Below are 23,917 nucleotides of genomic sequence, written 5' to 3' on the forward strand. Positions count from 1 at the left end.
TAGTTTCACTATCATTCAGAAAAAAAACGATTGTGATGATAAAGAAAACATCCTAAATCGTAATTTCAGAACAACCAGTATTAATCAAAAGTGGTGTACGGATATCACTTATATTTCTACCGCTAAAGAGGGCTGGACTTATCTAGCATCCGTGATGGATCTACACAGTAAAAAAATCATCGGATATGCCTATGATACTTCCATGACAGCGAAACTGGCTGTAAAGGCTGTGGAAAATGCCTGTTTAAACGCAAAGTCAACAAAAGGTATCATTCTTCATAGTGACTTAGGAATACAGTATACCAGTCAAAAATTTGAAGCCTGTGTGAAAGCCAAGCAAATGATTCTCTCTTTTAGCCGGAAAGGAAATCCATATGATAATGCCTGTATAGAATCCTTCCATTCATTATTAAAAAAAGAAGAGGTAAACCACCAAAAATATCCCGATTTCAATACGGCCCGCAAAGCGGTATTTGAATATATTGAATCCTGGTACAACAGAAAAAGGATTCATAGTACAATCAGTTATATGACGCCCCAGGCGGCTCATGATGCTACATGATACTTAGAAGTAAGAGTTAAACTTTTTGTGTCTACGTTATTGACACAAGTCCAAACGTTAAAATTTAAGTAAAATTATGAAGGGAATTATGGTTGGAAGGCCTGTATTCTATGAAGATAAAAAAAATCAAAATAAACTTTATGTTGTTATTACATCATATACTAAAGCATATATTTTTTTTTACAGTATTACTAGTATTCATAGTTAATGTAATCAGGGATGATTTTAATATATCCCCAGGTTCTATAATAACGAAACTTATTTTTAGTGTAGTATTTTTCTGGTTCTTAAAAATGTATTTTAATATATTATATGAATCATATAATATTACGACTGTAAATAGAATTACGCATATGATAAATGCAAAATGGTTCCTAGAAAAGGATAGGACAGTGGTGATAGATCTTTTTGAGAAAGATATGAATAAAATAATAATTAACAACAAAAAATTAAAAACATATACTCATACTTCTATCGTAAGAAAACTTATTGAGCATTTAGTGAGTATAGAATCTGCAAGAAAATTTCGAATGGATAAGGTCTTAGATCAAAAAAAATATGTTTACGAAAAAAATGGAAATAAAATATTAATACAAAAAGATAAGTTTAAGATTAATCGAAATATCATTGGTGAATTTTCTCTTTTTAAAATAACTGATAATGATGTCAAGAGATATTATAAAAAGCAACAGTTTTATAAAGTTATAATACATATTTCAAATAATATCGATTATGATATTCAGTCTTAGGTAATCCTAGAAATGGAAACACATAAAAGATTTAAAAATAAAATGATTATTCTATAAATAATAAGGAGGTACACAATTATGAGGTATAGCTGCTACGTTGATGAGTACAAAAATGAACAGGGTAGAATCTGTGCTAGATTGAGAGATAAGGAATTAAACAAAAAGGTTTCGTTTACTGGGAATAATGTAGATAAAAATCATTTGTTAAGATTTCTTTCGCAAGCTAAAATAAGTCAAGAGATAATGCCATCAATTTTTGAACGAGATGGTGATGATATTGTTGCAGTGAGAGGCGAGCTTGCCATAGAGAACGAAGATGAAATAGTTGTAAATATTGATGTTGAATTTGGCGGGTACATATTTGAATAATATATGCATAAAATAATAGTTTTATGAAGAAGAATTAGAAGATAATAAAGTTTCTGATAAATGAATGATTAAGAAAGATGAAGAACTTATAAAGGTAAATAAAAAACACCTATTATTTATTTCATCATTTGATATGCAAGGGATAATTAGTGTTGGGAACGATAATACCTATTAAAAGAGGAGAAATATAATGTCGGTTATTGTTACACTTTGTTTATATGATGGTATTGTAATGGCGGCAGATAGCCGGACAACTTTAATAAGGACATACCCAAATGGTAAGCAAGAAGTATCGCACAGAGATGGAGAAAAGAAGATTTTTCAATTTGGTGACAGAGATATAGGTATATTATGGTGTGGAAATGCGCAAGTAGGTGATGAAGATATTCCTGATTATTTGAATGGACTTTTTAGCAGGCTTAACAAGTTGGCGACTATAAAAGAAATAGCCGAAAAAATCAATGAAGAATGTAACGAAAGGGTAATGGGTGAAACGATACGATGTCATATTGCAGGATATGAGAATGGGACACAGTGTTTTTATCAGGTTGTGGATGGTGTAGTTACACATAAAAATATAAATCCAGAGCTGGGTATACCTACAATATGTGTCATGTGGGACGGTATAAGAGATATATCCAGAGTTATTGTTCGTGATAAAGAAAAACTGGATATAGGAGGTAGATTGGTAGATGAGTCTGATATACCACATTTTATACTAGATGAAGGTGTTAGATTTGCTAGAACCATGTTAAAACGGTCATGTGTAGAGCGAGAAGAATGCGGAGAACCTATATATTCTCTTATTATAACAGGAGAAGGGATTCAGTGGATATATGAATGATCTTGTTGGGGTTAGAAGCTGCGTAACAAACGTAAACAGATGAAATTTGAGATTTAAGAGGTTATGTTAATGAGATTAGAGGACTTTATAAATGAAGAACTATAAGGGTCAATTTTCTGTAAGATAGGCAAGAGTACATCAGAGATGTGGGGAAAGGGTGGATTCTTACCATATAGGGATTATATAGGAAAAGCTATACATTTAGATGAAGGTAGTATTACATTTGAAAGATTGGAAGATGTAGTAAAATATCTTTATTATGAAGATGATTTAATTATATTTGGTTTTTCTAAAGGAAAAGGGGTATTGCCTGAAGTTGGATACGAAGATAATTTTATAAATAAAGGGTGTTATGATACTTGTGCAATTTATGTTGAAAAAGTATTACCATTTAGTGATGCAAGTACTGTTGATTTTATTTATTCTAATAGTAGAAACGTCGTTAATTTTTACAGTTACTGTAATCTAGCGGCTAGACACTTGGAAGATAGAGATTTATTCGATGCTGCAAAAAGATGGCGTGAACTGTCTATAAATGAAATCTAAGATTCAAAGAGTTGGATTTCTATTTATAATCAGGAGGACTGATATATGTACATAATTAAAGATACTAATGAAAGGTATTACATGAATTGGGTGGGGAACACTCCAGTGTTTAATGGAGATATATCCTCTGCAAAGATTCTTAATGAAACTGATGCAAATAAAGTGATAAAATCCATGAAGAATATAAACAAAAGTGCATATGAGAAAGTATTGTGTGATGATAACGCTCTTATGAAGTCGGCAGAAAGGAATAATCCTGAATGGTATCGTCAGCAAATTGTGTTCTTATTGAGTAAATATAAAAAGAAGTCAGAAGACATATATGAAGATGAATCATATTCAATTTGCGATCAGATTGTAGATGATTTGGAAAAGATATTAGATTAGTAAACGATAAATACAGTAGATGAGAGGTGAAATTTTGATAAATGAGAACCAAGTTGTTGATTATGTTTGTAAATATTTAGAGGATAACAATTACACAGTTGACGAGCATCGGAATACTAATGAAAAAGGATATGATATAGTCGCATTTAACGAGAATGGTAAGAAGTTAATTATTGAGGCCAAGGGAGGCACGAGTTCAAAGCCTGGAACGAATCGGTATGGGAAGGACTTTAATCAAAAACAGGTTAAAACACACGTTTCTGTAGCTATATATGCAGTTGGTAAGGTCATAAACTTTGATCCCGATTGTGAGGTTGGGATTGCATTACCCGAAAATGATGAACACGTAAGAGCCATGAAGAAAATACAGAAGGTTATTGATCTTCTGGCGATTAAAGTTTATTGGGTTTCCTCTAATGGTGAAGTTACTGTTGAATAATCATTATAAAACTAGGGTTTCAAAGAGGTTAATGCTTGGAGGTAATAAGTGAGGATTTATAATAGTGGATACTATTTTACCAATGAACAACTAGGAGTTATCTTAGATCGACTCGGAGATTCATATGAGATAAATCATTTGTATATTATTGAAAAACGGCGGGATATAATTAAATATGGACTTATTTTCCTGAATATTATTGATTTCATTAGTATTTTGTTTGGTAAACTAGAAGGTAATTTTGTTCCTACTACTAAATCGGTTATGGTTTACGTATATGCACAAAACGAATATAAAAATTACCAAAGTTCACAATTATACTCTTTACATGCCTTGCTTCATGAATTGTGCCATGCGTATTACCATAATATTAAGAAAGAAGAGAGTGAAGAAGATTGTGATAATTTTGCAACTAATTACTTAAACAAGAATAGCAAATTTTTCTCAAAAGTTATGGATTGGAAAGATGAGTGGGAGGTAGAGGAAGAAGATTAGCCCCTGAAATGCGTGTTTTAAAAATAGAAGCAAATAAACAGCGGAATGTAAGCAGATAGGACAGGGGTAAGTACCTATTTATAACGGATAACTATAACTTAATAGTATCATCGTTTCAAAGTATATATTTGTGGGTAGTAAGAGGGCATTGGAGAATTATAATCCAGTGCCTTTTATAGTATCTATAAGGCAGGTTAGTAATTAGAACGGGAAGGTAAACAATTTGCAAACACAATCAGTAGAAAATACACAGAGTATCAATAGATGGTGGAGTGGAAATGGCAGGTGTTGCTAAGATGGTAGGGCACAAAGATATCACTACAACTATTAACACATAGTTGGGCAACATACTTCATCTAGTTTACCCCAAATTATGCTTTTTATTTTCATTGAATTACCAAATATGCCGTCTATTATTTTAGCATCTTTTAAGTGTTTTTCTTTATCAATTATTTTGCCCATAGTTTGTAAAGCTTAGTATTTAAAGGCTTCTCAAGGGTTTCAAGAGGGATATACTTATCCTCCCCTTTTTAATGAGAGAAGTCAAAAACCTTAGTGTTTATGTGACTTCTCTCGTTTTTATTTGCGTCACTATTTCCGGAATGATATATAATGCCATAAATTGAATTACACACGTTGGAAGGAAATAATGATTCAATTCTTTCATCGAGACAGAAGAGGGGAGAAATAAAAAAAAGACCACTCGAAAGTAGTCTTTTTAATATGTTTTTATGCGAGGTTAACGTTTACAGCCTGTGGGCCACGGTTACCATCTGTTACTTCAAATGTTACTGACTGTCCATCATCTAAAGACTTGTAACCGTCCATAGCAAGACCTGAGAAATGTACGAATACATCATTACCCTGCTCATCACAGATAAAACCAAATCCCTTTTGCGCGTTAAACCATTTAACTGTACCTTTTTTCATGAAAGATACCTCCTTAAAATTATTGTGTGTTTCTTCAAGATAAAAAAGTCGCACATATGTGTAAATCATCAATAGAATAATGACTTACAAATACATGCGAAATCAAAACTTTATTAAACTACTTGTTGAGTATAACTCAATAATCAGAAAAAGTCAACCAGAATTTAAGAGTTCCTATCACCAAGTTTAAAACTCTTGCAGAACCTACTATTTTGTATTGAATCATGTTACATTTCAAAACGAAATTCAATTAGCTCTCTTTGAATATAATGAAGGCTAAATAAAAGAGAATCCTTTCATCTAGCCTTCATCAGTAGATCCATCGTTATACACTCCGATAAATTCACTGTAGTCAATCCCTGTGCTATTCTTATTTACTATCATTCCAGTTTAATCTACTTTTTTCATCAGGGGTAATGGTATTTACATACATTGATCCCTCTGATCCTACATAATGCTTCCCGTCAATCCATACGTCATGTGCCATTTCTCCATTCTCCTGTCAGTGAGAGAATTGTGCTGCTTAAAGCAATTGTAGCTGTCATTAATACCACTAAAAACTTTTTCTTAAATATGCTTCTATTTTTTATATTTGTATTATTACACCATATATGTAAGGAATTTGCTATTAATATAGAGAATATGCTTCTCATTGAAGAAGAATTTAACTTAGCTTAAAAGAAGGGATATATAGCAGTCTATCAATCAATGGCGAAGTAGAGATGGAAGCTGTCCCACGGCGGCAATGCGGCATCAGGGTATTTTTTTGCCTGCATAGGTCTTTTTACTGTAAAACATGTAATCCGACAGCTTGCAAAATCCATGAATATGTTATATACTGTTTGATGGAGTACTATTAGAAATAAGAGATAAAAGGATGGTTTAGGCATGACTATTTTAGAAAATTGGAGAAATCTGGCATATGGTGAAGGGCTAGATGATAAAGGCAAAGAAGAATTATGGACAGAGTATTTCGTAATTGAAAAAGGAATCTATGAGCATATACTTTCAAAACCAGAAGAAGTAATTGAAGAAACAGTTGAGGATCTTGCTAAAAGATACGGAACCAATGTTCAGACTATTACTGGATTTTTAGATGGAATCAACGATAGCTTAAAAGGATATGAAAACCCAGTTGAAACTATGGACGAAAAGACTGTAGTTAAGATTGAGATCGATACTGAAAAGCTGTATTATAATATGGTAGAGGCAAAAGCAGAATGGCTTTATGATCTTCCACAGTGGAAAAACATTCTGACAGAAGAAAAGAAAAAAGAGATTTATAAGAAGCAGAAAGTTTCCGGTACCATTGTTAAGGGAGCGAAAATTGGAAGAAACGATCCATGTACCTGTGGAAGTGGCAAGAAGTATAAGAAGTGCTGCGGAATCAATCAGTAATTAAGGACGTTTTAACAATAAGAATAAAGAAACAGTTGGGCAGGTACCTCAAAATGGGCTACCTGCTTTGTTTTATAAATGAAAGATACGGGAAAGGAACCATCTAAATGGAAGCTTATGAAGGCTTTGCAGAAGTTTACGACCTGTTTATGGACAACATTCCCTACAAAGACTGGTCGGATTACGTTTCCGGCATTTTAAAGGAATATGGAATTAATGATGGATTGGTTCTTGATCTGGGCTGCGGAACCGGGAGCTTAACAGAACTTTTGGCGGAACGTGGATATGACATGATCGGGGTGGACAATTCAGAAGATATGCTTCAGATTGCAATGGATAAAAGGGCTGAGTCTGGAAACGATATTCTATATCTCATGCAGGATATGAGAGAATTTGAACTTTATGGTACGGTCCGGGCAGTCTTAAGCATTTGTGATTGCATGAATTATATTTTGGAGCATAAAGATCTGACTCAGGTATTTAAACTGGTGAATAATTATCTTGATCCAGGTGGAATCTTTATTTTTGACCTGAATACGGTTTTCAAATATGAAAACCTAATGGGAGAATCAACGATTGCAGAAGACCGGGAAGATTGCAGCTTTATCTGGGATAATTTTTATGATAAGGAATCTGGTATTAACGAATATGGACTTTCCCTGTTTATTAAAGAAGAGGAAGACTTATACAGGAAACATACGGAATGTCATTATCAGAAAGCTTATACCATAGATGATATCAAACAAGCGGTTAAAGATTCCGGTATGGAATTTGTTGCGGCTTACGATGCCTTTACCAGAGAACCGGTGAAGGAGAACAGTGAACGAATTTATTTCGTAGTAAGAGAACATGGAAAGGAGATATAATATGTCTGATTATATAGTAAGAGCGACGGCAGGAGATCATCAGATCCGTGCATTTGCAGCGACCACCAGAGAGATGGTAGAAGAGGCAAGAAAAGCTCATAATACAAGCCCAGTTGCAACCGCTGCTTTGGGAAGACTTTTAACAGCAGGTAGTATGATGGGAATTATGATGAAGGGGGAGGACGATATCCTGACAATAAAAATTCAGGGAAGCGGTCCTATTGAAGGTCTTACGGTTACCTCTGATTCCAAAGGAAATGTAAAAGGCTACGCGTTTAACCCTAGTGTCATGTTGCCACCGAATCAGGTTGGAAAGCTTGACGTGGGAGGTGCAGTAGGAGAAGGTGTGTTAAGCGTAATTCAGGATATTGGCTTAAAAGAGCCTTATGTGGGACAGACCATACTGGTAGGAGGAGAAATTGCCGAAGATTTAACTTACTACTATGCAAACTCTGAGCAGACTCCATCATCCGTAGCTTTGGGTGTCTTAATGAACAAGGAAAACACCGTAAGACAGTCCGGAGGTTTTATGATTCAACTTCTTCCCGGAGCTTCTGATGAAATGATAGAGAAACTTGAAAAGAAGCTTGGTGAGATTACTTCCATCACAACTCTTCTTGATGAAGGTAATACACCAGAGATGATTCTAGAGCATATTTTAGGTGAGTTCGGTATGGAAATTATGGAACTGATTCCTACCAGATTTCACTGCAATTGTGATAAATCAAGAGTGGAAAAAGCTTTGATCAGTGTAGGAAGAAAAGAGCTTCAGGAAATGATCGATGACGAAAAGAGCATTGAAGTAAATTGTCATTTCTGCAGCACAAATTACGAATTTACAGTTGAGGATTTAAAAGAACTGTACGAAAAAGCGAATAGCTAAATGCTCCCAATGATACGGAGCATTAAAAAGAGCCATCTGATAAGGATGGCTCTGATCGTAATCATGCGAAACAATATAACTTCTTCCTGTATGTTGAAAAAAGGTACACTGATGAGTCAATGATTATAATCTAGTAACGTTGGTGGCTTGTGGCCCTTTCGCTCCGTCAACTACATCAAACTCAACTCCAGCGCCTTCGTCTAAAGACTTGAAGCCGTCCATGCTAAGACCTGAGTAGTGTACGAAAACATCGTTACCTTGTTCGTCGGAAATGAATCCGTAACCTTTTTGGTTATTAAACCACTTAACTGTACCTTTCACTATGATACCTCCAAAATAAATTAAAAATTATACTGTTACAGGGTATCTGTAACTTCCCTAAGAATAGCATAAAACGGGTAAAGTGTCAAACATTTTCCGCCTTAAAAAACAAGAAAAAACAAAAATAAATTTCAAGGAAAATTAAGTAGTAAAAGGGCAGAAAGTTGTGGTAGAATGGGGAAAGATTGCGACATAGGATAAGAGGAAAAGACAATGAAAATGAGTAATTTTTTTGGACATTTTTGTACGATAACGTCACATAAAATACGGGTCATGAAAAACTGCTTTCGGGTAGGTCTTTTTAAACAGGGAATTCTACATGATATCTCTAAATATAGTCCACAGGAATTTTTTGCAGGAGTAAAATATTATCAGGGGAACAGAAGTCCTAACGCAGCCGAAAGAGAGAAAAAGGGATACTCGGAAGCATGGCTCCATCATAAGGGACGCAATAAGCATCATGATGAATATTGGATTGACTTCTCTAATGATTTTTCCAAAGGGCTTGTTGGTCATAAGATGCCTCTGAAGTATGTAATTGAAATGGTAATGGACCGGATCGCGGCTTGTAAGACTTACAAAGGGGAAAATTATACCGATGGAGCAGCTTGGGATTATTATATACTGACAAAGCCATATTCTGTCATTGCCCCAGAGACAGATAAACTCCTTGGAACACTTCTTTTTATGTTAAAAGAAGAAGGGGAAGATAAAACCTTTTCATATATGAGAGAACTGCTGAAACAAGGAGATTATTAGGAAAAACAAGAAGGTAAATTGGAAGACTACGAATGTTTGTCAGAATTTAATAATTGATAGATGTTTTGTAGATTTGCAACGAGGAATGGTAGATTGAGTGGGAGCATGATGGAAAATGGAATTTATTATTAGCAGAACAAAACGTTCCTTTGAATTCAATATGGCAGCCAGTCACTGGCATCCGGTTTATGAGTTGTTTTATCTGGTATCAGGACATTGCCGAATTATTATCAATCATACGCTTCATTACATTGAACCTGGAGATTTGATCCTGATTGCTCCGGGAGAGATTCACCGTACAACCCATTATTCCAGTCCGGTCAATGAACGAGTCACAGTGAGTTTTGACAAGGAATATTTGGGACTTTTAAAAGAACAGTGCGGTGACCAGTTGACTAATTATTTGCTTCGTAACTCCAAGGTATCGATACCGGTCGGCAGACAGGCCTTTGCGGAAGAACTTATTAATAAAATGGAATATGAGGCAGCAGGTAAGGACGGGTATTCTCCCTTTATGATGCATATTTACCTTTATGAATTTCTTGTTTTCTTATCAAGATGCCAAGAAGCAAAACAGGAACCGGTTAAGATTCCAGTGGCGGAAAAAGCGATTGAAGAGGCAGCGGGATACATCTATAACCATTACGCAAGTCAGATCACCTTGGAAGAAGTGGCGGATCGTATTCATATGAGCCCTGCCTATTTTTCAAGGAAATTCAAAGCGGTAACTGGTTTTGGGTACAAAGAATATTTGACGAACATCCGAATTAGAGAGGCAGCAGATATGCTTTTAAACACCTCCAAATCCATCACAGAAATTGCGATCGAATGTGGATTTGGAGATGGAAATTACTTTGGAGACGCATTTAAAAAAATCAAAGGTGTTGCGCCGAGAGTTTATAGAAACATGCAGGGAATGATATAAGTACTAACGGTAGATGTTACTTAATACGTTGCGAATATAAAGGCTGGCCTTTTCTCTATCCTGAAATAGGCTTTCCTCATATGGAACATAAGTAATCTTGTCTTTATGCTCAAATTGAAGACCAGGGGACCATAGAGGGGAAAATTGGGGTAGATAAAGTCCGCTTTGACGGTTATAACAGGTTTTTGCGGTAGCCTTTTTCCTTGCCTCTTTATCTACATATTCAGCCACACTTTTATGAATAGCCTTGTCTTCGTAAATTAGATAGTAGTAGTTTTTGTAATCCGAATAAAAGTACTTTAATTCACCTTCAAACAAATCGATGGTGATGCTTAAACTTTCTCTGTTCGCCTCAAGACTAACAATGGAATTGGATCTTGTAAATCCCACTGGAACGGAAAAACCATTTTTACAGATTAAATTAAGAGAACGGTGCTCCCGACCAAAGATATCCGGTTGGCTTATAAGTTCCTGGTTTTCAACGAAAAACTCCTTCTCCAAAAAATCAGGATAATTTAATATAGGAAGAATTAGTGGCATTCCCTTTAAATCATCTTCATTATGAAGGATTAAAAGATCAAATAAAAACGTCTCATGAGTCATTAAGTAATCTTTGTATACTTCAATCAACTGTCCGCCAGAGTAAAGATCCTTTCGTTCAATCTTTAAAAATGCTTCAATGGATTTTTGTTTCATGCTTGGCAATCCTAATAGATCCCGGTAAGGACGTATCTTTCGATAGATGTCAAAGCTTTCCACACGGGAAAAGTCATAGGGTAGTCCGTGAGCATGACAACGCTTTAATAAGTATGGAAGATCAAAGCCATCTCCGTTAAAGTGAATGACCATGGAAAAGTCTTTTAAAAAATCAAAAAAAGTGATTAAGAGTTCTTGCTCTGAGGCTAAGGTATCCGCAAACCACTGAATTAGATTCCAACAGTCGTTTCGGTAATAGACGCAGCCAATTAAATAGAGGGTGGAATACTCCCCTGAAAATCCAGTTGTCTCTATATCAAAAAACAGAAGTTCTTCTTTCTTACCTCCAATACGGTCGAGTGGATAGGTCTCCTGAAATTCTATTGTTTTATGTAAAGTAATCATAAGTGATGCCGTCCTTTCTTTCACCAATATTATAGCGGAACAAGGCCTAATCGTCAATGAAAACAGAATATTTGTTCGACTATCTGCTTGCATAACAACAGTCATTATGCTATGATGAATTCATTGATTGTGAATACAGGAGCCAAAAGGAGACAGACAGATTTGATTTCTTATGTGAAAGGACCGCTAATTGAGTTATTTGAAGATGTGGTGGTCATAGAATGCGGGAGCATGGGCTATGAGGTACACGTTCCAGTATCCGTTCTTCAGAAATTGCCTGGTATCGGCAAGGAAGTAAAGCTATATACATATTTTCAGGTAAGAGAGGACGCGATGTGCTTGTTCGGTTTCCTCAATCGACAGGACCTGCAGATGTTCAAGCAGTTAATCAGTGTCAACGGGATTGGCCCCAAGGGTGCCCTCGGAGTACTCTCAGCTCTATCTCCTGATGATTTAAGAAGAGCAATTGTCTGTGGAGATGCAAAGGCGATTTCTAAAGCACCTGGCGTAGGAGCTAAGACAGCCCAGAGAATAATTTTAGACTTAAAAGATAAGGTGGATATGGCAGATATATTACCTGTTCCAGTTGATGTAGAGAATAATCCATCTTCCTTTGGAGGAGTGGCAGGAGAGGCCATAGAGGCTCTGACTGCTTTGGGATATACCGCTTTAGAAGCGGGACGTGCAGTTAAGAAAGTGGAACTTACAGAATCCATGACAGCAGAAGATGTGCTTAAGGCATCCTTAAAACATTTGGCTTTTATATAAAATGACAGGTAAAGTAAAAGATGGAACGTAGAATTATAACCACAGACGTAACGGAAGAAGATAAACAGATCGAACCTTCCTTAAGACCGCTTAGCCTTAAGGAATACATTGGGCAGGAAAAGATCCGAAATAATCTAAAAGTATATATTGAGGCAGCCAAAGCCAGAGGGGAATCCCTAGATCACGTGTTGTTTTATGGTCCTCCTGGTCTTGGGAAAACCACGCTTTCTGGTATCATTGCCAATGAGATGGGTGTTAATATGAAGATCACTTCTGGACCAGCCATTGAAAAGCCGGGAGAGATTGCTGCCATCTTAAACAACCTTCAGGAAGGCGATGTTCTGTTTGTGGATGAGATTCATAGACTGAACCGCCAGGTGGAAGAGGTTCTCTATCCAGCTATGGAGGATTTCGCCATTGATATCATGCTGGGGAAGGACTCTGCAGCCAGATCCATAAGACTGGATTTGCCAAGATTTACTTTGGTGGGGGCGACGACTAGAGCTGGGCTTCTTACCGCACCTCTAAGAGATCGTTTTGGTGTGGTACAGAAGCTGGAATTTTATACGCCTGAGGAATTGAAAGTTATTGTCTGCCGTTCTGCCAAAGTCCTTAATGTTGAGATTGAGGAAGAGGGAGCAGCAGAGATTGCCAAGCGTTCCAGGGGAACCCCAAGACTTGCAAACCGTCTATTAAAGAGAGTCCGGGATTTTGCCCAGGTAAAGTATGATGGTATTATAACAAAAGAAGTGGCTGATTTCGCTTTGGATATCCTTGATGTGGATAAGCTTGGACTGGATTTTAACGATAGAGCCATCTTATCTACAATGATTGAGAAGTTTTCAGGAGGACCAGTGGGTCTTGATACTCTTGCCGCTGCTTTGGGAGAAGATGCGGGCACGCTGGAGGATGTATACGAACCCTATCTTTTGATGAATGGTTTTTTAAATCGTACCTCCCGAGGACGGGTGGCTACAGAACGGGCTTATGAACATCTAGGAATCTCATTGGAACCATGATCTGCCTGAATTTTAGAACTTTCCTAACTTTATAAAATGTGATATAGTAAAGAAAGAGCAAATGATAACAGGAGAAAAAGCATGAATTCCAAGCACAATACAGAGGTTTTAATAGATGGTAAGATATATACATTGGCAGGAAGTGAAGAAGAGGGATACATTCAACGTCTGGCTAGTTATATCAATGAGATGATTCTGACCTTAAAACGTCAGGAGGGATTTACAAAACAAAGTGCGGAGTACCAGAATGTCATGATAGAGCTTAATATGGCGGATGATTATTTTAAAGCCAGGGAACTGATTAACAGACTGGAACAGCAGAAGGCAGAAATGGAAAAGGAAACCTACAGCTTGAAGCATGAGCTGGTGGCGACTCAGATGAAGCTTGAGGCAGCAAAGCACGAACTTTCAGACGCAAAGAAGGAATAATTCACGAGGGGATGTTCTATGGCGAAGCCATGACATCCTCTCTTTCATCGATAAAGGCAAACAGGAGGCATATGTGAAAAAGGTAGTTGAGATTCTAGCTCCGGCGGGATCATTTGAAAGTATGAAAGCAGCGGTGGCAGCGGGCGCTGATGCTGTTTATATGGGAGGAAGCCGATTTGGAGCAAGAGCTTTTGCAGAAAACCCAGAAGAAGACAAACTATTAGAAGCCATAGATTATGTTCATCTTCATGGGAAGAAGCTATACCTTACGGTTAATACTCTTATGAAGGAACAGGAAATGGGAGAATTATATCAATATCTTCTCCCTTATTATAGACAAGGACTTGATGCAGCGATTGTTCAGGATATGGGAGTGTTTTCTTTTATCAGAGAAAATTTCCCTGATTTGGCCATTCACGCAAGCACTCAGATGAGCACAACAGGAGTATACGGTGCTGGGATATTAAAAAGCCTGGGAGCGGAACGAGTGGTTACCGCACGTGAGATTTCTCTAAAGGAAATTAAGCAGATTCATGACAATGTGGATGTTGAAATCGAAAGCTTTGTACATGGCGCTTTGTGTTATTGCTATTCTGGTCAATGTCTTTTTAGTAGCTTGATTGGCGGGCGAAGTGGCAACAGAGGAAGATGTGCCCAGACTTGCCGTCTGCCCTACGAGATAAAAAAAGATGGAAAAGTAATTGGAAAAAAGGAAGACCGCTACGTTTTGAGCCTAAAGGATTTAAGTACCCTTGATATCATTCCAGATATGATTGAAGCAGGCGTTTTCTCTATGAAAATAGAAGGTAGAATGAAAAACCCCAGATACACAGCTGGAGTAGTAAGCATCTACCGTAAATATACAGACCTTTACTTAAGTCAAGGACGAGAAGGTTACTTTGTCAAAGAGGAAGACCGTAAATCTCTCTTAGACTTATTTGACCGCGGTGGCCAAACCGATGGATATTATAAAAAGCACAACGGGCGAGATATGGTAGTGTGGAAGGGAAAACCAGCCTTCCGCCAAGGAAATCAGGAGTTATATGATTATCTTGATGAAACCTACGTAGAGAAACAGGTGAAAGAACCAGTACGTGGACAAGCTTTTCTGGAGGAAGGACAGTCGGCATGCCTTTTACTAGAAGCCTTTGGACATGAAGTTACAGTGGTCGGAGATTTGGTACAGCAAGCGCAAAATCAGCCGATGACGGAAGAAAAGGTAAGAAAACAGCTTGATAAGACCGGAAATACACCATTTTATTTTGAATCTCTAGAAATCCATTTGAATGGGAATGCTTTTCTACCGGTTCAAGCTTTAAATAATCTTCGAAGACGTGGGCTAGAAGAGATTGAAACAGCGATTTTAAACCAATTTAGAAGAGCAGACCGTACAGAAATAGCAGATACCGAGAAAGTATCGAAGGTTGATTTAAAAACTGCAGAAGAACCAACGCTTACGGTTTCCTTGGAGCGTCCAGATTGTCTGGAAACTGCGGCCATTCATCCACGGGTTCATCGCATCTATATTGATGCAGCTGAGTTTGAGCCAACGAAGTGGAAATCTTATGTAGAGATATGTCATAGGAACGGCAAAGAATGCATGTTAACCTTGCCTCATATTTTTCGGACTAGGGCGGAACAGTTTTTAGATAAATATAAAAAAGAACTTAAAGAGGCTTCTTTTGATGGCTTTTTAATCCGCTCTTTGGAAGAAGTAGCATACCTAAAGCAAAAGGAAATAAAGGGAAAGATGATTTTTGATTTTGGGATGTACGGAATGAATAGCGAGGCTCAGAAACTGTTTTTAGAGATGGGGGCTGATGAGCTTACCTGGCCTGTGGAATTAAATAACAGGGAACTGGGAAAGCTAAGAACTCCTGGAGAGCTACTAATATATGGACGTCTGCCCATGATGGTAACTGCACAGTGCATCCATCAGGGTGTGGAGCAGTGTGATAAAGCTCCAGGGCTTTTAATGATGAAGGATCGTATGGGAAAAGAATTTCCGGTGAGAAATCATTGTACTTTCTGTTATAATTCCATTTACAATTCTACTCCAGTATCCCTCCATGGTTTTACGGATGGAATAAAAGCATTAGCACCAACTTCTCTGCGGCTTCAGTTTACGATAGAGAATAAAGAACAAACTAGAGATGTGATAAAATATTTTTCAGAAGAGTTTTATCAGGGACAGAAAAAGGAACTTCCTTTTGACGAGTTTACTAGAGGTCACTTTAAACGCGGCGTAGAGTAGGTGATATATGATTAATTTAACAATCGATGTGTCTAGATATTTTATGATACTATTGATCGCACTATACACATATTTAAACTTCCGTATTTTTTCCGTAAAGGATGAGATTAAAAAAAATAGAATCTGTAGGCGCCAGAATTTTGCCATGTTTTTGATTCATCTTTTTGCCTATGTTATTATATGGTTTGAGACAAAGGATGAGAGAATGCTGGTATTTTATCTAGCTCAGGTTTTGTTTTTTTTGGTGTACTTATTTTTGTATCGATTGTTTTACAGAAATGTATCCAGACTTCTGGTTAATAATATGTGTATGCTTTTGTCTGTAAGTTTTATCATGCTGACCAGGCTTTCTTTCGATAAGGCCATGAAGCAGTTTATCATTGTTGTGGTTGCCGCAGTGGTCACTTTAGTCATACCTTTCGTCATAGATCGTGTTTGGCAACTGAGCAAAATCCCTTGGGTGTATGGATTAGGCGGAATTCTTCTCCTTGGTATTGTGTGCATCGCCGGTACCAGTAGCTTTGGAGCTCAGCTTTCTCTTGGCGTGGGAGATTTTTCCATTCAACCTTCGGAGTTTGTTAAAATCAGCTACGTATTTTTCATTGCAACTATGTTTTATCGATCTACCGACTTTAAGACGGTGATAACCGTTACGGCTGTTGCAGCGGTTCATGTTTTAACATTGGTAATCTCAAAGGATTTGGGAAGTGCTCTTATTTTCTTTGTTGCATATGTTTTCATGCTTTTTGTTGCTACGGGTAAATGGCTTTATCTTCTGGCTGGAGTGGGAGGAGGATCTCTTGCTTCACTTTTGGCCTTTCAGATTTTTGACCATGTAAAGACAAGAGTCCTGGCATGGCAAAATCCCTGGACTGATATTGCGGGAAAGGGGTATCAAATTACCCAATCTCTTTTTGCCATAGGTACTGGGGGTTGGTTTGGTATGGGCCTTTATCGGGGAATGCCTAAAAAGATCCCTGTAGTTGAAAAAGATTTTATTTTTTCTGCCATATCAGAGGAACTTGGGGCAGTTTTTGCCTTATGTATCTTGTTCATCTGTCTAGGTTGTTTTTTGCAATTCATGATGATTGCCAGCCGTATGCAGGCAGTATTTTATAAACTAATTGCATTTGGACTGGGAACCATCTATATTTTCCAGGTGTTTTTAACTGTAGGTGGTGTGACAAAATTCATTCCATCCACAGGTGTTACTCTGCCCCTTGTCAGCTACGGAGGAAGCTCCATATTGAGTACGTTTATTATCTTTGGAATTATTCAGGGGCTTTATATATTGAAACGCAATGAAGAGGAAGAATATGAAGAGTAATCCAAATCCAAAAGCAAATCGTCATATGTTAATACTAACCTATGGAATCGTGCTCCTGTTTGTAGGACTAGCGGCCTATTATGGTTATTTTCTATTTACAAAAAGCGATACCGTGATTAACAATTCCTATAATGCAAGACTCGACAGCTTCGCGGACCGTGTGGTCAGAGGAGAGATACGAAGCAGTGACGGGAGAGTGATTGCTCAGACAAATGTAGATGGAGAAGGAAATGAATCAAGGAACTATCCTTTTGATTCTCTCTTTGCTCATGTAGTAGGGTATTCCAGCAATGGAAAAACCGGCATTGAAGCGTTGTCTAACTTTTACTTGCTTACCAGTCACGTAAATATGCTGGAGCAGGTATTTAATGAACTATCTTCTGTTAAAAATAAGGGAGATAATGTTGTTACAACTCTTGATCTGGACATACAGAAAGCGGCCTATGATGCTTTAGGGAAAAGAAACGGTGCAGTGGTAGTCATGGAGCCGGATACAGGAAAGATTCTGGCCATGGTATCAAAACCGGATTATAACCCCAATACACTACTAGCAGACTGGAATCACCTGGTGGCAGAAGAGAATACTTCTGGGCAATTATTAAACCGGGCGACACAGGGGCTGTATCCGCCTGGCTCAACGTTTAAGGTGGTAACTGCTTTAGAGCACATGAGGGAGAATCCATCTAATTATGGAGATTATACCTTTGACTGTAATGGAACTTATAAAAATGGAGATTATACCATTAAATGCTATCATGGGACGGCTCATGGACATCAAGATTTTAGACAAGCATTTGCAAACTCCTGTAATGGTGCTTTTTCTAACCTGGGATTATCTCTGAATTTAAACGGCTTAAAGAATACGGCAGACCAGCTTTTGTTTAATTCAGATCTGCCTCTATCCATAGCCTACAGTAAGAGCTCTTATACCATGGCGGAAGGAGCTGATACCTGGCAGATTCTTCAGACGTCAATTGGCCAGGGACAAACCCAGATCACTCCCATTCATAATGCCATGATGACCGCAGCCATTGCTAACGGGGGCACTCTTATGAAGCCTTATTTAATCGATCGTGTAGAGAACGTTGGAGGAGACGTAGTTAAGAAATTTATGCCTCAGTCTTATGGGAATCTTATGACCGCAGAAGAGTCAGCAGATTTATCTGAATATATGAGAGCAGTGGTAACAGAGGGGACTGGCTCTGCCCTTCGAACTGATGCCTATACGGTAGCAGGAAAGACAGGCTCTGCAGAATTTGATAAAGCAAAAGAGACACACGCCTGGTTCATCGGATTTGCACCAGTGGAGCACCCAAAGGTTGTGATAAGCGTGATTGTGGAGGAAGGTGGTTCTGGCGGACAGACTGCCGCACCCATTGCCAGAACTCTTTTTGATTTATATTTTTCCAAATGATGAAAGATATGATATTTGGTTTCTAATATTACAGACTTGCATATGATGCCAAAAAGAGTTATACTATAGCCAGTCTATGAGACACACCAAAATCGGTATTTGTAAAAGATAACCGGTTCACTCTGGAGGAATTGCAATGATAGAAGCAACGAGTTGTGGCGGTGTGGTTATCTTTCGCGGTAAAATTCTAGTTTTATATAAGAATTATAAAAACAAATATGAAGGTTGGGTTTTGCCAAAGGGAACAGTAGAAGCGGGTGAAGAGTATAAAGAGACAGCGCTCCGTGAAGTAAAAGAAGAGACGGGGGTAAGTGCGTCCATTATCAAATACATCGGCAAGAGCCAATACTCTTTTAACACACCCCAAGACATGGTGGAGAAGGATGTACACTGGTATCTAATGATGGCCGACAGCTATTACAGTAAACCACAGCGGGAAGAATATTTTATTGATTCAGGATATTATAAGTTCCATGAAGCGTATCATCTTTTAAAATTTTCCAATGAAAAACAGATTCTGGAAAAAGCATATAATGAATATTTGGATTTAAAAAAGAGTAATCTTTGGGGCAGTAAAAAATATTTTTGATTTGAGCACAAAGAGCCAGAGAAGTCATCATGACTTCTCTGGCTCTTTGTCAATTATATATAAGATGTAAATTAATAGGTTGTTTCTAGCTCTTCTAATTTTGTAAGTAAATTTGCGGTATTTAGTTCAAAAATCAGTCCTTCTCTTTTGTCGCTCTCCATTACATTATGAATGAAAGAGGAACGATTAACGAGAGGATCCTGTTTTCTATCCGCAATGATCTCTAGATCCTCCACGGCTACAATCTCATCCACTACAACTCCCCAACTGGTGCCATCTAAGATAAGAATCATCTCTTTATAAAGTGCGGAGCGAAATAGCTCCTTTGACTGATCAAGAAGAGTTAAAATTTGAGGCATGTAAGTTTCTTTTGCCAATCTTAAAATTTCGGATAATTGAAATTCTTGTTCTTCGCCATCATAATGTTTCATACATTCTTCTACTTCAAAAGCGGAATGGTGAAGTTTTTCGTGGGGTTCTTCCATCTTGCGAAGATGGGACATCACGGCTTCATTATCCGTTGAAAAGCGGTCATACCACTTTCCAAGAGCGCATTTGTGTGAGTCTTTGGCAAGAGAAAATACACCACCCTCAGTGATGTAACGCTCAAATTCCACGACCCAATTGATATGATCCTGCTTTCTTGCATCAATCATTTGCTCAAATTCATTGTATTCGGTAAAAATAGATTTCATCCCAAATGTGATTCTCAAATCAAGCATTTGAATGACCTGATCTCTGTATTTGAACATGCCGGTTACGTTGGCGGGTGCAGCAGGAATCGTATTATATTCAGGTTGCTGTACGATTGTTGATACATGTCTGCTGTCAATGCAGTAAAGAGACCCTGATAGTTTAAATATGATGTATGGACATTTGATCTCGTTTTCCATTTAATAACACCTTACCTTTTTCTTTTGTATTAATACCTGTTCATTATAGAACTTATTGTCATATAGTTCAATGGCTTTTGCGGAAAATTATATTTTAAAAGTTTATGATAAGACTATGAATAACTATAAAATCAGGGTATAATGTTACTGGATATAGGATCGCATTGTTTGGAGGGAATAAAATGATAAAGTACTACGAAGGAGATATTTTTACTTCTGATGCAGATGTGGTCTGCCATCAGGTAAATTGTCGGGGGGTATTTGAAAAAGGACTGAATGGACAAATTAAAAAATTGTTTCCAGAGGTAGAAAAAACATATAAGATATTAACAAAACAGTGGCAAGAGCAGGTGGGAGGCAGAAGTGCAGAACTTCTCGGCCGCGTATCAGCCCAACCGGTAAAAAAAGATGATCGATGGTTTCTTATTGCCAATCTATATGGACAAGATAATTATGGAAAAAGTGGCCCTTATACGGATTATAAGGCTCTGGAAAAGGCGTTTCAGGAGATCCGTGATTTTGTTGACGTAAGAGAGAAGAAGGAAAAGGTAGCATTTCCTTATAAAATAGGATGTGGCAATGCCGGAGGCGACTGGGATATCGTGAAGAAGCTTTTGGAACAGGTTTTTGAAGGCTATGAGGGAGAAGTTCAGATTTGGAATCATGAGACTATGAAATAACGGTTTTATCAGGGAGGGAAAAACATGGCAAAAGTAAGCTCTTTGAGCCGCAGTATCAATACATTTTATGTGGAGTGGAGCGCGCTCAATCATTACTTATCATCCTACGAATGTGATGTGAATGGAGTTCCATATATTGGATTTTCTGACCCTCGTGTCCAAAAACTTTGGAAGGGGTTATCCGGTCAGGAACGAAAGGAAGTCATGAAACGTTTGGGTGCCAAAAATGAAACAGATTTGCAGGTTTATTTTACCTGATGATTTGATTATATCAGGAAGGAATGGAGAATTAAATGTCAGAAAGAAAATTTGTGGTAGTTGATGGCTCGTCCATGCTGTCTACCTGCTATTACGCAGTCTTGCCTAGGGAAATTATGTTTGCCAAGACGGAAGAGGAAAAGCAGAGACATTATGATAAGATCCTTCATGCGAAAGATGGCACGTATACCAATGCCATTTTGGGTATGCTTAAGATGATTGTTTCTCTCATGAAGAAACAGCAGCCAGATCATATTGCTTTTGTTTTTGATAAAACCAGGGATACCTTCCGTAGAGAAATGTATTCAGATTACAAGGGCACAAGAGGCGCAACACCAGAACCGTTAAAGAATCAATTTGTGCTAATGGAACAGATTCTTGAAGACGTTGGCTTTCAAGTTCTTTTCAGTCAGCGGTACGAGGCAGATGATTATGCCGGAAGTCTGGTCATGAAATTTAGAGAAGAGATCCCTATGATCGTTCTTACAAAAGATCATGATTATCTACAACTAGTAAGTGATGAGCACAATGTTCGTGCATGGATGGTACAATCTCGTCAGGAAAAAGCGGATGAATTATATAAAAAGTATTTTTCTTTATACCGTGTAAAGAAAGAACAGCTAAACCTTCCGGAAAAGGTATTTGAATATACGTCTGACACCGTTTTTTACGAAGAAGGTGTGTGGCCGGAGCAGATAGCAGATTTAAAAGGCATTCAGGGTGATTCCTCCGATAATATTCCAGGAGTCAAAGGAGTTAGCAGTGCAGCACTTTTGCTTCTTCGAGAATATGGAACTGTGGAAGAGATTTACCGCGCAATCCTTGAGGCAGAAGCGGATAAAAAAACATTAAAAGAGATGCAGGATTTCTGGAAGAATGAGCTGGGTATTTCGCGTTCTCCTTATAAGGCCCTTACAAAAACCAGTGAAGAAGAACTGTGCGGTGAAAAAGCTGCACTTATGTCCAAAGCGTTGGCAACTATGAAAATGGATATTCCAATTGAGCTTGAACTTTCTGATTTTTCATCAAAGGCTTATGAGGAAGATAAGGTCCGTCAATGGCTGTCAAAACTTGATATCAAAGAGGCTTCTATTTTTGGAACTGGTTTGTAAGAACGAAAAAAGTATTTTTTCTTGCCCTTTGGACACACTCATAGGGAATATGCCTTATATATATGAAGGAGATAACTATTATGAAAAAATCTTATGAAACTTTAAATTCTATGCTGGAGAGAAGTATGGCTTTGCAGACTTCTCTTATTCTTTTTGAGTGGGATAATGAAACATTGGCGCCGGAGGATGCAGGTTCCTATACCAATCGAGTGATTGGTGTGTTATCTGAAGAGTATTATCGTATTATGACAGATGATGAGATGGGAAATGCCATTGAGGCTTGTGAAAAAGAAGATAACCTATCCGATTTGGAACGGGCCATTGTAAAAGCAGCAAGAGAAGCAAGAGAGGATTTAATCTGCATTCCGTCCCAGGAATACAGAGAAAACGCACAATTAGTTGCAGATGCAGTCAGAATCTGGACGAAAGCGAAAAAGAGTGAAGACTTTGACTCCTTTGCTCCTACTCTGGAAAAGGTAATTGGTTTTAAAAAGAAATTTGCATCCTACCGTAAAAAGGATGATCAAAAGCTTTATGACGTTATGCTAAACGAACACGAAAAAGATTTCAACTCAGAACTTCTTGATGAGTTCTTCAGCCAGCTTAAGAAAGAGATCGTTCCCCTTTTAAAAGAAATCACAGAACATGGCAAAGAAATTGATGTCTCCTTCCTAACGGGTGGATATCCAGTAGAAAAGCAGAAAGAAATGGCTGAATTTCTTGCAAAATATCTTGGGTTTGATTTTAAAAAAGGTGTTCTTTCAGAAAGTGCCCATCCGTTTACCACCAATCTTCATAACCACGATGTAAGAATTACCACCAGCTATCATGATAGAATGGACAGTTCCATGTTTTCTGTGATACATGAAACCGGACATGGTCTTTACGAACTGGGAATTGGTGATGACATTACCCAGACATCAGCAGGTCAAGGAACTTCTATGGGAGTACATGAATCCCAATCTCGTTTCTTTGAAAATATTATTGGGCGAAAAGCTGCATTCTGGGAACCGATTTATGGTAAGCTACAAGAACTTTATCCGGATAAACTAAGTGATATTCCATTGGAGCAGTTTGTGGAAGCGATTAATAAGGTAGAGCCAAGCTATATACGAACAGAGGCAGACGAACTGACCTACAGCCTCCATATTATGATTCGCTATGAGATGGAGAAGATGATTGTGGAAGAAGACATTGATTTAAAAAAGCTTCCAGATATCTGGGCTGATAAATACGAAGAATATCTAGGCGTTAGACCAGATAAAGCATCAAAAGGAATTCTTCAAGATATCCATTGGTCTCAGGGAATGTTTGGATATTTTCCATCCTATGCTTTGGGGAATGCCTTTGGAGCACAGCTTTATTACCATATGCAAAAAGAAATGGACTTTGATGAGCTGCTTAGAGACGAGAAGATAGACGTGATTCGTGAGTATCTCAGGGAGAATATACATCGGTTTGGAAAGCTGAAAACTAGTCGTGAGTTATTAAAAGATATAACAGGGGAAGATTTCAATCCGGACTACTTTATTCGGTATTTAAAGGAAAAATATCGCAAGCTGTACGGATTGTCATAAATCTTTCGATTCGATTATTTGAA

29 protein-coding genes are annotated in these 23,917 nt (G+C 37.7%); 24 read left to right on the forward strand and 5 right to left on the reverse strand.

Annotated elements, in window-relative coordinates; genetic code table 11:
* The 8 genes from BET01_RS20315 to BET01_RS20350 all read left to right on the forward strand — a co-directional run.
* Positions 1-562: IS3 family transposase (locus BET01_RS20315; protein ID WP_120198708.1), on the forward strand; the 562-nt coding region annotated here is incomplete at its 5' end.
* A gap of 110 nt (positions 563-672) precedes the next feature.
* Positions 673-1,311, forward strand: coding sequence for a hypothetical protein (locus BET01_RS20320; protein WP_120198709.1), 639 nt, complete (start codon positions 673-675; stop codon positions 1,309-1,311).
* 78 nt (positions 1,312-1,389) lie between these two features.
* Positions 1,390-1,680, forward strand: coding sequence for a hypothetical protein (locus BET01_RS20325; protein WP_120198710.1), 291 nt, complete (start codon positions 1,390-1,392; stop codon positions 1,678-1,680).
* A gap of 190 nt (positions 1,681-1,870) precedes the next feature.
* Positions 1,871-2,524 carry a hypothetical protein gene (locus BET01_RS20330; protein WP_120198711.1) on the forward strand — a complete coding sequence of 218 codons (654 nt, stop codon included), beginning with the start codon at positions 1,871-1,873 and terminating at the stop codon, positions 2,522-2,524.
* Positions 2,525-2,668: 144 nt separating this feature from the next.
* Positions 2,669-3,070: a hypothetical protein gene (locus BET01_RS20335; protein WP_120198712.1), complete on the forward strand. Its 402-nt coding sequence runs from the start codon at positions 2,669-2,671 to the stop codon at positions 3,068-3,070.
* A 45-nt stretch (positions 3,071-3,115) separates the two neighbouring features.
* Complete coding sequence (locus BET01_RS20340) at positions 3,116-3,457, forward strand: hypothetical protein (protein WP_120198713.1); 342 nt, start codon at positions 3,116-3,118, stop codon at positions 3,455-3,457.
* A 34-nt stretch (positions 3,458-3,491) separates the two neighbouring features.
* Positions 3,492-3,896, forward strand: a complete 405-nt coding sequence (locus BET01_RS20345; protein WP_158585113.1) for a protein NO VEIN domain-containing protein — start codon at positions 3,492-3,494, stop codon at positions 3,894-3,896.
* 48 nt (positions 3,897-3,944) lie between these two features.
* Positions 3,945-4,391: a hypothetical protein gene (locus tag BET01_RS20350; protein WP_120198715.1), complete on the forward strand. Its 447-nt coding sequence runs from the start codon at positions 3,945-3,947 to the stop codon at positions 4,389-4,391.
* Between the two features lie 729 nt (positions 4,392-5,120).
* Here the strand turns inward: BET01_RS20350 and BET01_RS20355 are convergent.
* Positions 5,121-5,321: a cold-shock protein gene (locus tag BET01_RS20355; RefSeq protein WP_120198716.1), complete on the reverse strand. Its 201-nt coding sequence runs from the start codon at positions 5,319-5,321 to the stop codon at positions 5,121-5,123.
* A 370-nt stretch (positions 5,322-5,691) separates the two neighbouring features.
* Complete coding sequence (locus tag BET01_RS22200) at positions 5,692-5,808, reverse strand: hypothetical protein (protein ID WP_243117288.1); 117 nt, start codon at positions 5,806-5,808, stop codon at positions 5,692-5,694.
* Positions 5,809-6,209: 401 nt separating this feature from the next.
* Between BET01_RS22200 and BET01_RS20360 the strand changes: the two genes are divergently transcribed.
* The 3 genes from BET01_RS20360 (at position 6,210) to hslO (ending at position 8,468) form a co-directional block, all read left to right on the forward strand.
* Entirely contained in the window at positions 6,210-6,719 is a 510-nt protein-coding gene (locus BET01_RS20360) for an SEC-C metal-binding domain-containing protein (protein WP_120198717.1), read from the forward strand.
* A gap of 107 nt (positions 6,720-6,826) precedes the next feature.
* Complete coding sequence (locus BET01_RS20365) at positions 6,827-7,585, forward strand: class I SAM-dependent DNA methyltransferase (RefSeq protein ID WP_120198718.1); 759 nt, start codon at positions 6,827-6,829, stop codon at positions 7,583-7,585.
* Between the two features lies 1 nt (position 7,586).
* Positions 7,587-8,468, forward strand: coding sequence for an Hsp33 family molecular chaperone HslO (gene hslO, locus BET01_RS20370; RefSeq protein WP_120198719.1), 882 nt, complete (start codon positions 7,587-7,589; stop codon positions 8,466-8,468).
* A gap of 123 nt (positions 8,469-8,591) precedes the next feature.
* Here hslO and BET01_RS20375 read toward each other — a convergent pair whose 3' ends face one another.
* A complete protein-coding gene (locus tag BET01_RS20375) occupies positions 8,592-8,789 on the reverse strand; it encodes a cold shock domain-containing protein (protein WP_120198720.1) in 198 nt (65 codons plus the stop codon).
* Positions 8,790-9,002: 213 nt separating this feature from the next.
* Between BET01_RS20375 and BET01_RS20380 the strand changes: the two genes are divergently transcribed.
* Both BET01_RS20380 and BET01_RS20385 read left to right on the forward strand, forming a co-directional pair.
* Positions 9,003-9,548: a DUF5662 family protein gene (locus tag BET01_RS20380; RefSeq protein ID WP_120198721.1), complete on the forward strand. Its 546-nt coding sequence runs from the start codon at positions 9,003-9,005 to the stop codon at positions 9,546-9,548.
* 115 nt (positions 9,549-9,663) lie between these two features.
* A complete protein-coding gene (locus BET01_RS20385; RefSeq protein ID WP_120198722.1) occupies positions 9,664-10,473 on the forward strand; it encodes a helix-turn-helix transcriptional regulator in 810 nt (269 codons plus the stop codon).
* Positions 10,474-10,476: 3 nt separating this feature from the next.
* Here the strand turns inward: BET01_RS20385 and BET01_RS20390 are convergent, their stop codons facing one another.
* Entirely contained in the window at positions 10,477-11,574 is a 1,098-nt protein-coding gene (locus BET01_RS20390) for a ribonuclease H-like domain-containing protein (RefSeq protein ID WP_120198723.1), read from the reverse strand.
* A 162-nt stretch (positions 11,575-11,736) separates the two neighbouring features.
* Between BET01_RS20390 and ruvA the strand changes: the two genes are divergently transcribed.
* The 7 genes from ruvA to BET01_RS20425 all read left to right on the forward strand — a co-directional run bounded on the left by ruvA (position 11,737) and on the right by BET01_RS20425 (position 19,374).
* On the forward strand, positions 11,737-12,342 hold the full coding sequence (gene ruvA, locus BET01_RS20395; protein WP_120198724.1) for a Holliday junction branch migration protein RuvA: 606 nt from the start codon (positions 11,737-11,739) through the stop codon (positions 12,340-12,342).
* A 20-nt stretch (positions 12,343-12,362) separates the two neighbouring features.
* On the forward strand, positions 12,363-13,361 hold the full coding sequence (ruvB, locus tag BET01_RS20400; RefSeq protein ID WP_120198725.1) for a Holliday junction branch migration DNA helicase RuvB: 999 nt from the start codon (positions 12,363-12,365) through the stop codon (positions 13,359-13,361).
* An 81-nt stretch (positions 13,362-13,442) separates the two neighbouring features.
* Positions 13,443-13,790: a cell division protein ZapA gene (locus BET01_RS20405; protein ID WP_120198726.1), complete on the forward strand. Its 348-nt coding sequence runs from the start codon at positions 13,443-13,445 to the stop codon at positions 13,788-13,790.
* A gap of 121 nt (positions 13,791-13,911) precedes the next feature.
* The gene (locus tag BET01_RS20410) at positions 13,912-16,044 is read left to right on the forward strand and encodes a U32 family peptidase (protein ID WP_120198903.1); all 2,133 of its coding nucleotides are present in this window, start codon (positions 13,912-13,914) and stop codon (positions 16,042-16,044) included.
* A gap of 7 nt (positions 16,045-16,051) precedes the next feature.
* Positions 16,052-17,371: an FtsW/RodA/SpoVE family cell cycle protein gene (locus tag BET01_RS20415; protein WP_120198727.1), complete on the forward strand. Its 1,320-nt coding sequence runs from the start codon at positions 16,052-16,054 to the stop codon at positions 17,369-17,371.
* A complete protein-coding gene (locus BET01_RS20420) occupies positions 17,361-18,785 on the forward strand; it encodes a peptidoglycan D,D-transpeptidase FtsI family protein (protein ID WP_120198728.1) in 1,425 nt (474 codons plus the stop codon). Before BET01_RS20415 ends, BET01_RS20420 begins: the two co-directional genes overlap by 11 nt.
* A gap of 136 nt (positions 18,786-18,921) precedes the next feature.
* Positions 18,922-19,374: an NUDIX hydrolase gene (locus BET01_RS20425; RefSeq protein WP_120198729.1), complete on the forward strand. Its 453-nt coding sequence runs from the start codon at positions 18,922-18,924 to the stop codon at positions 19,372-19,374.
* A 71-nt stretch (positions 19,375-19,445) separates the two neighbouring features.
* On the opposite strand, the gene BET01_RS20430 is transcribed toward BET01_RS20425, so the two are convergent.
* Entirely contained in the window at positions 19,446-20,267 is an 822-nt protein-coding gene (locus BET01_RS20430; RefSeq protein WP_120198730.1) for a chemotaxis protein CheW, read from the reverse strand.
* Positions 20,268-20,449: 182 nt separating this feature from the next.
* Here BET01_RS20430 and BET01_RS20435 point away from each other — a divergent pair, with 182 nt between their 5' ends.
* The 4 genes from BET01_RS20435 to BET01_RS20450 all read left to right on the forward strand — a co-directional run bounded on the left by BET01_RS20435 (position 20,450) and on the right by BET01_RS20450 (position 23,894).
* Entirely contained in the window at positions 20,450-20,947 is a 498-nt protein-coding gene (locus BET01_RS20435) for a macro domain-containing protein (RefSeq protein WP_120198731.1), read from the forward strand.
* 24 nt (positions 20,948-20,971) lie between these two features.
* Complete coding sequence (locus BET01_RS20440) at positions 20,972-21,205, forward strand: hypothetical protein (protein ID WP_120198732.1); 234 nt, start codon at positions 20,972-20,974, stop codon at positions 21,203-21,205.
* 35 nt (positions 21,206-21,240) lie between these two features.
* On the forward strand, positions 21,241-22,317 hold the full coding sequence (locus BET01_RS20445) for a 5'-3' exonuclease (protein ID WP_120198733.1): 1,077 nt from the start codon (positions 21,241-21,243) through the stop codon (positions 22,315-22,317).
* Positions 22,318-22,397: 80 nt separating this feature from the next.
* Entirely contained in the window at positions 22,398-23,894 is a 1,497-nt protein-coding gene (locus tag BET01_RS20450; RefSeq protein WP_120198734.1) for a carboxypeptidase M32, read from the forward strand.
* The last annotated feature ends 23 nt before the right edge of the window (positions 23,895-23,917 follow it).

It is taken from the genome of Lacrimispora algidixylanolytica (assembly GCF_003609635.1).
Taxonomy (GTDB): Bacteria; Bacillota; Clostridia; order Lachnospirales; family Lachnospiraceae; genus Lacrimispora; species Lacrimispora algidixylanolytica.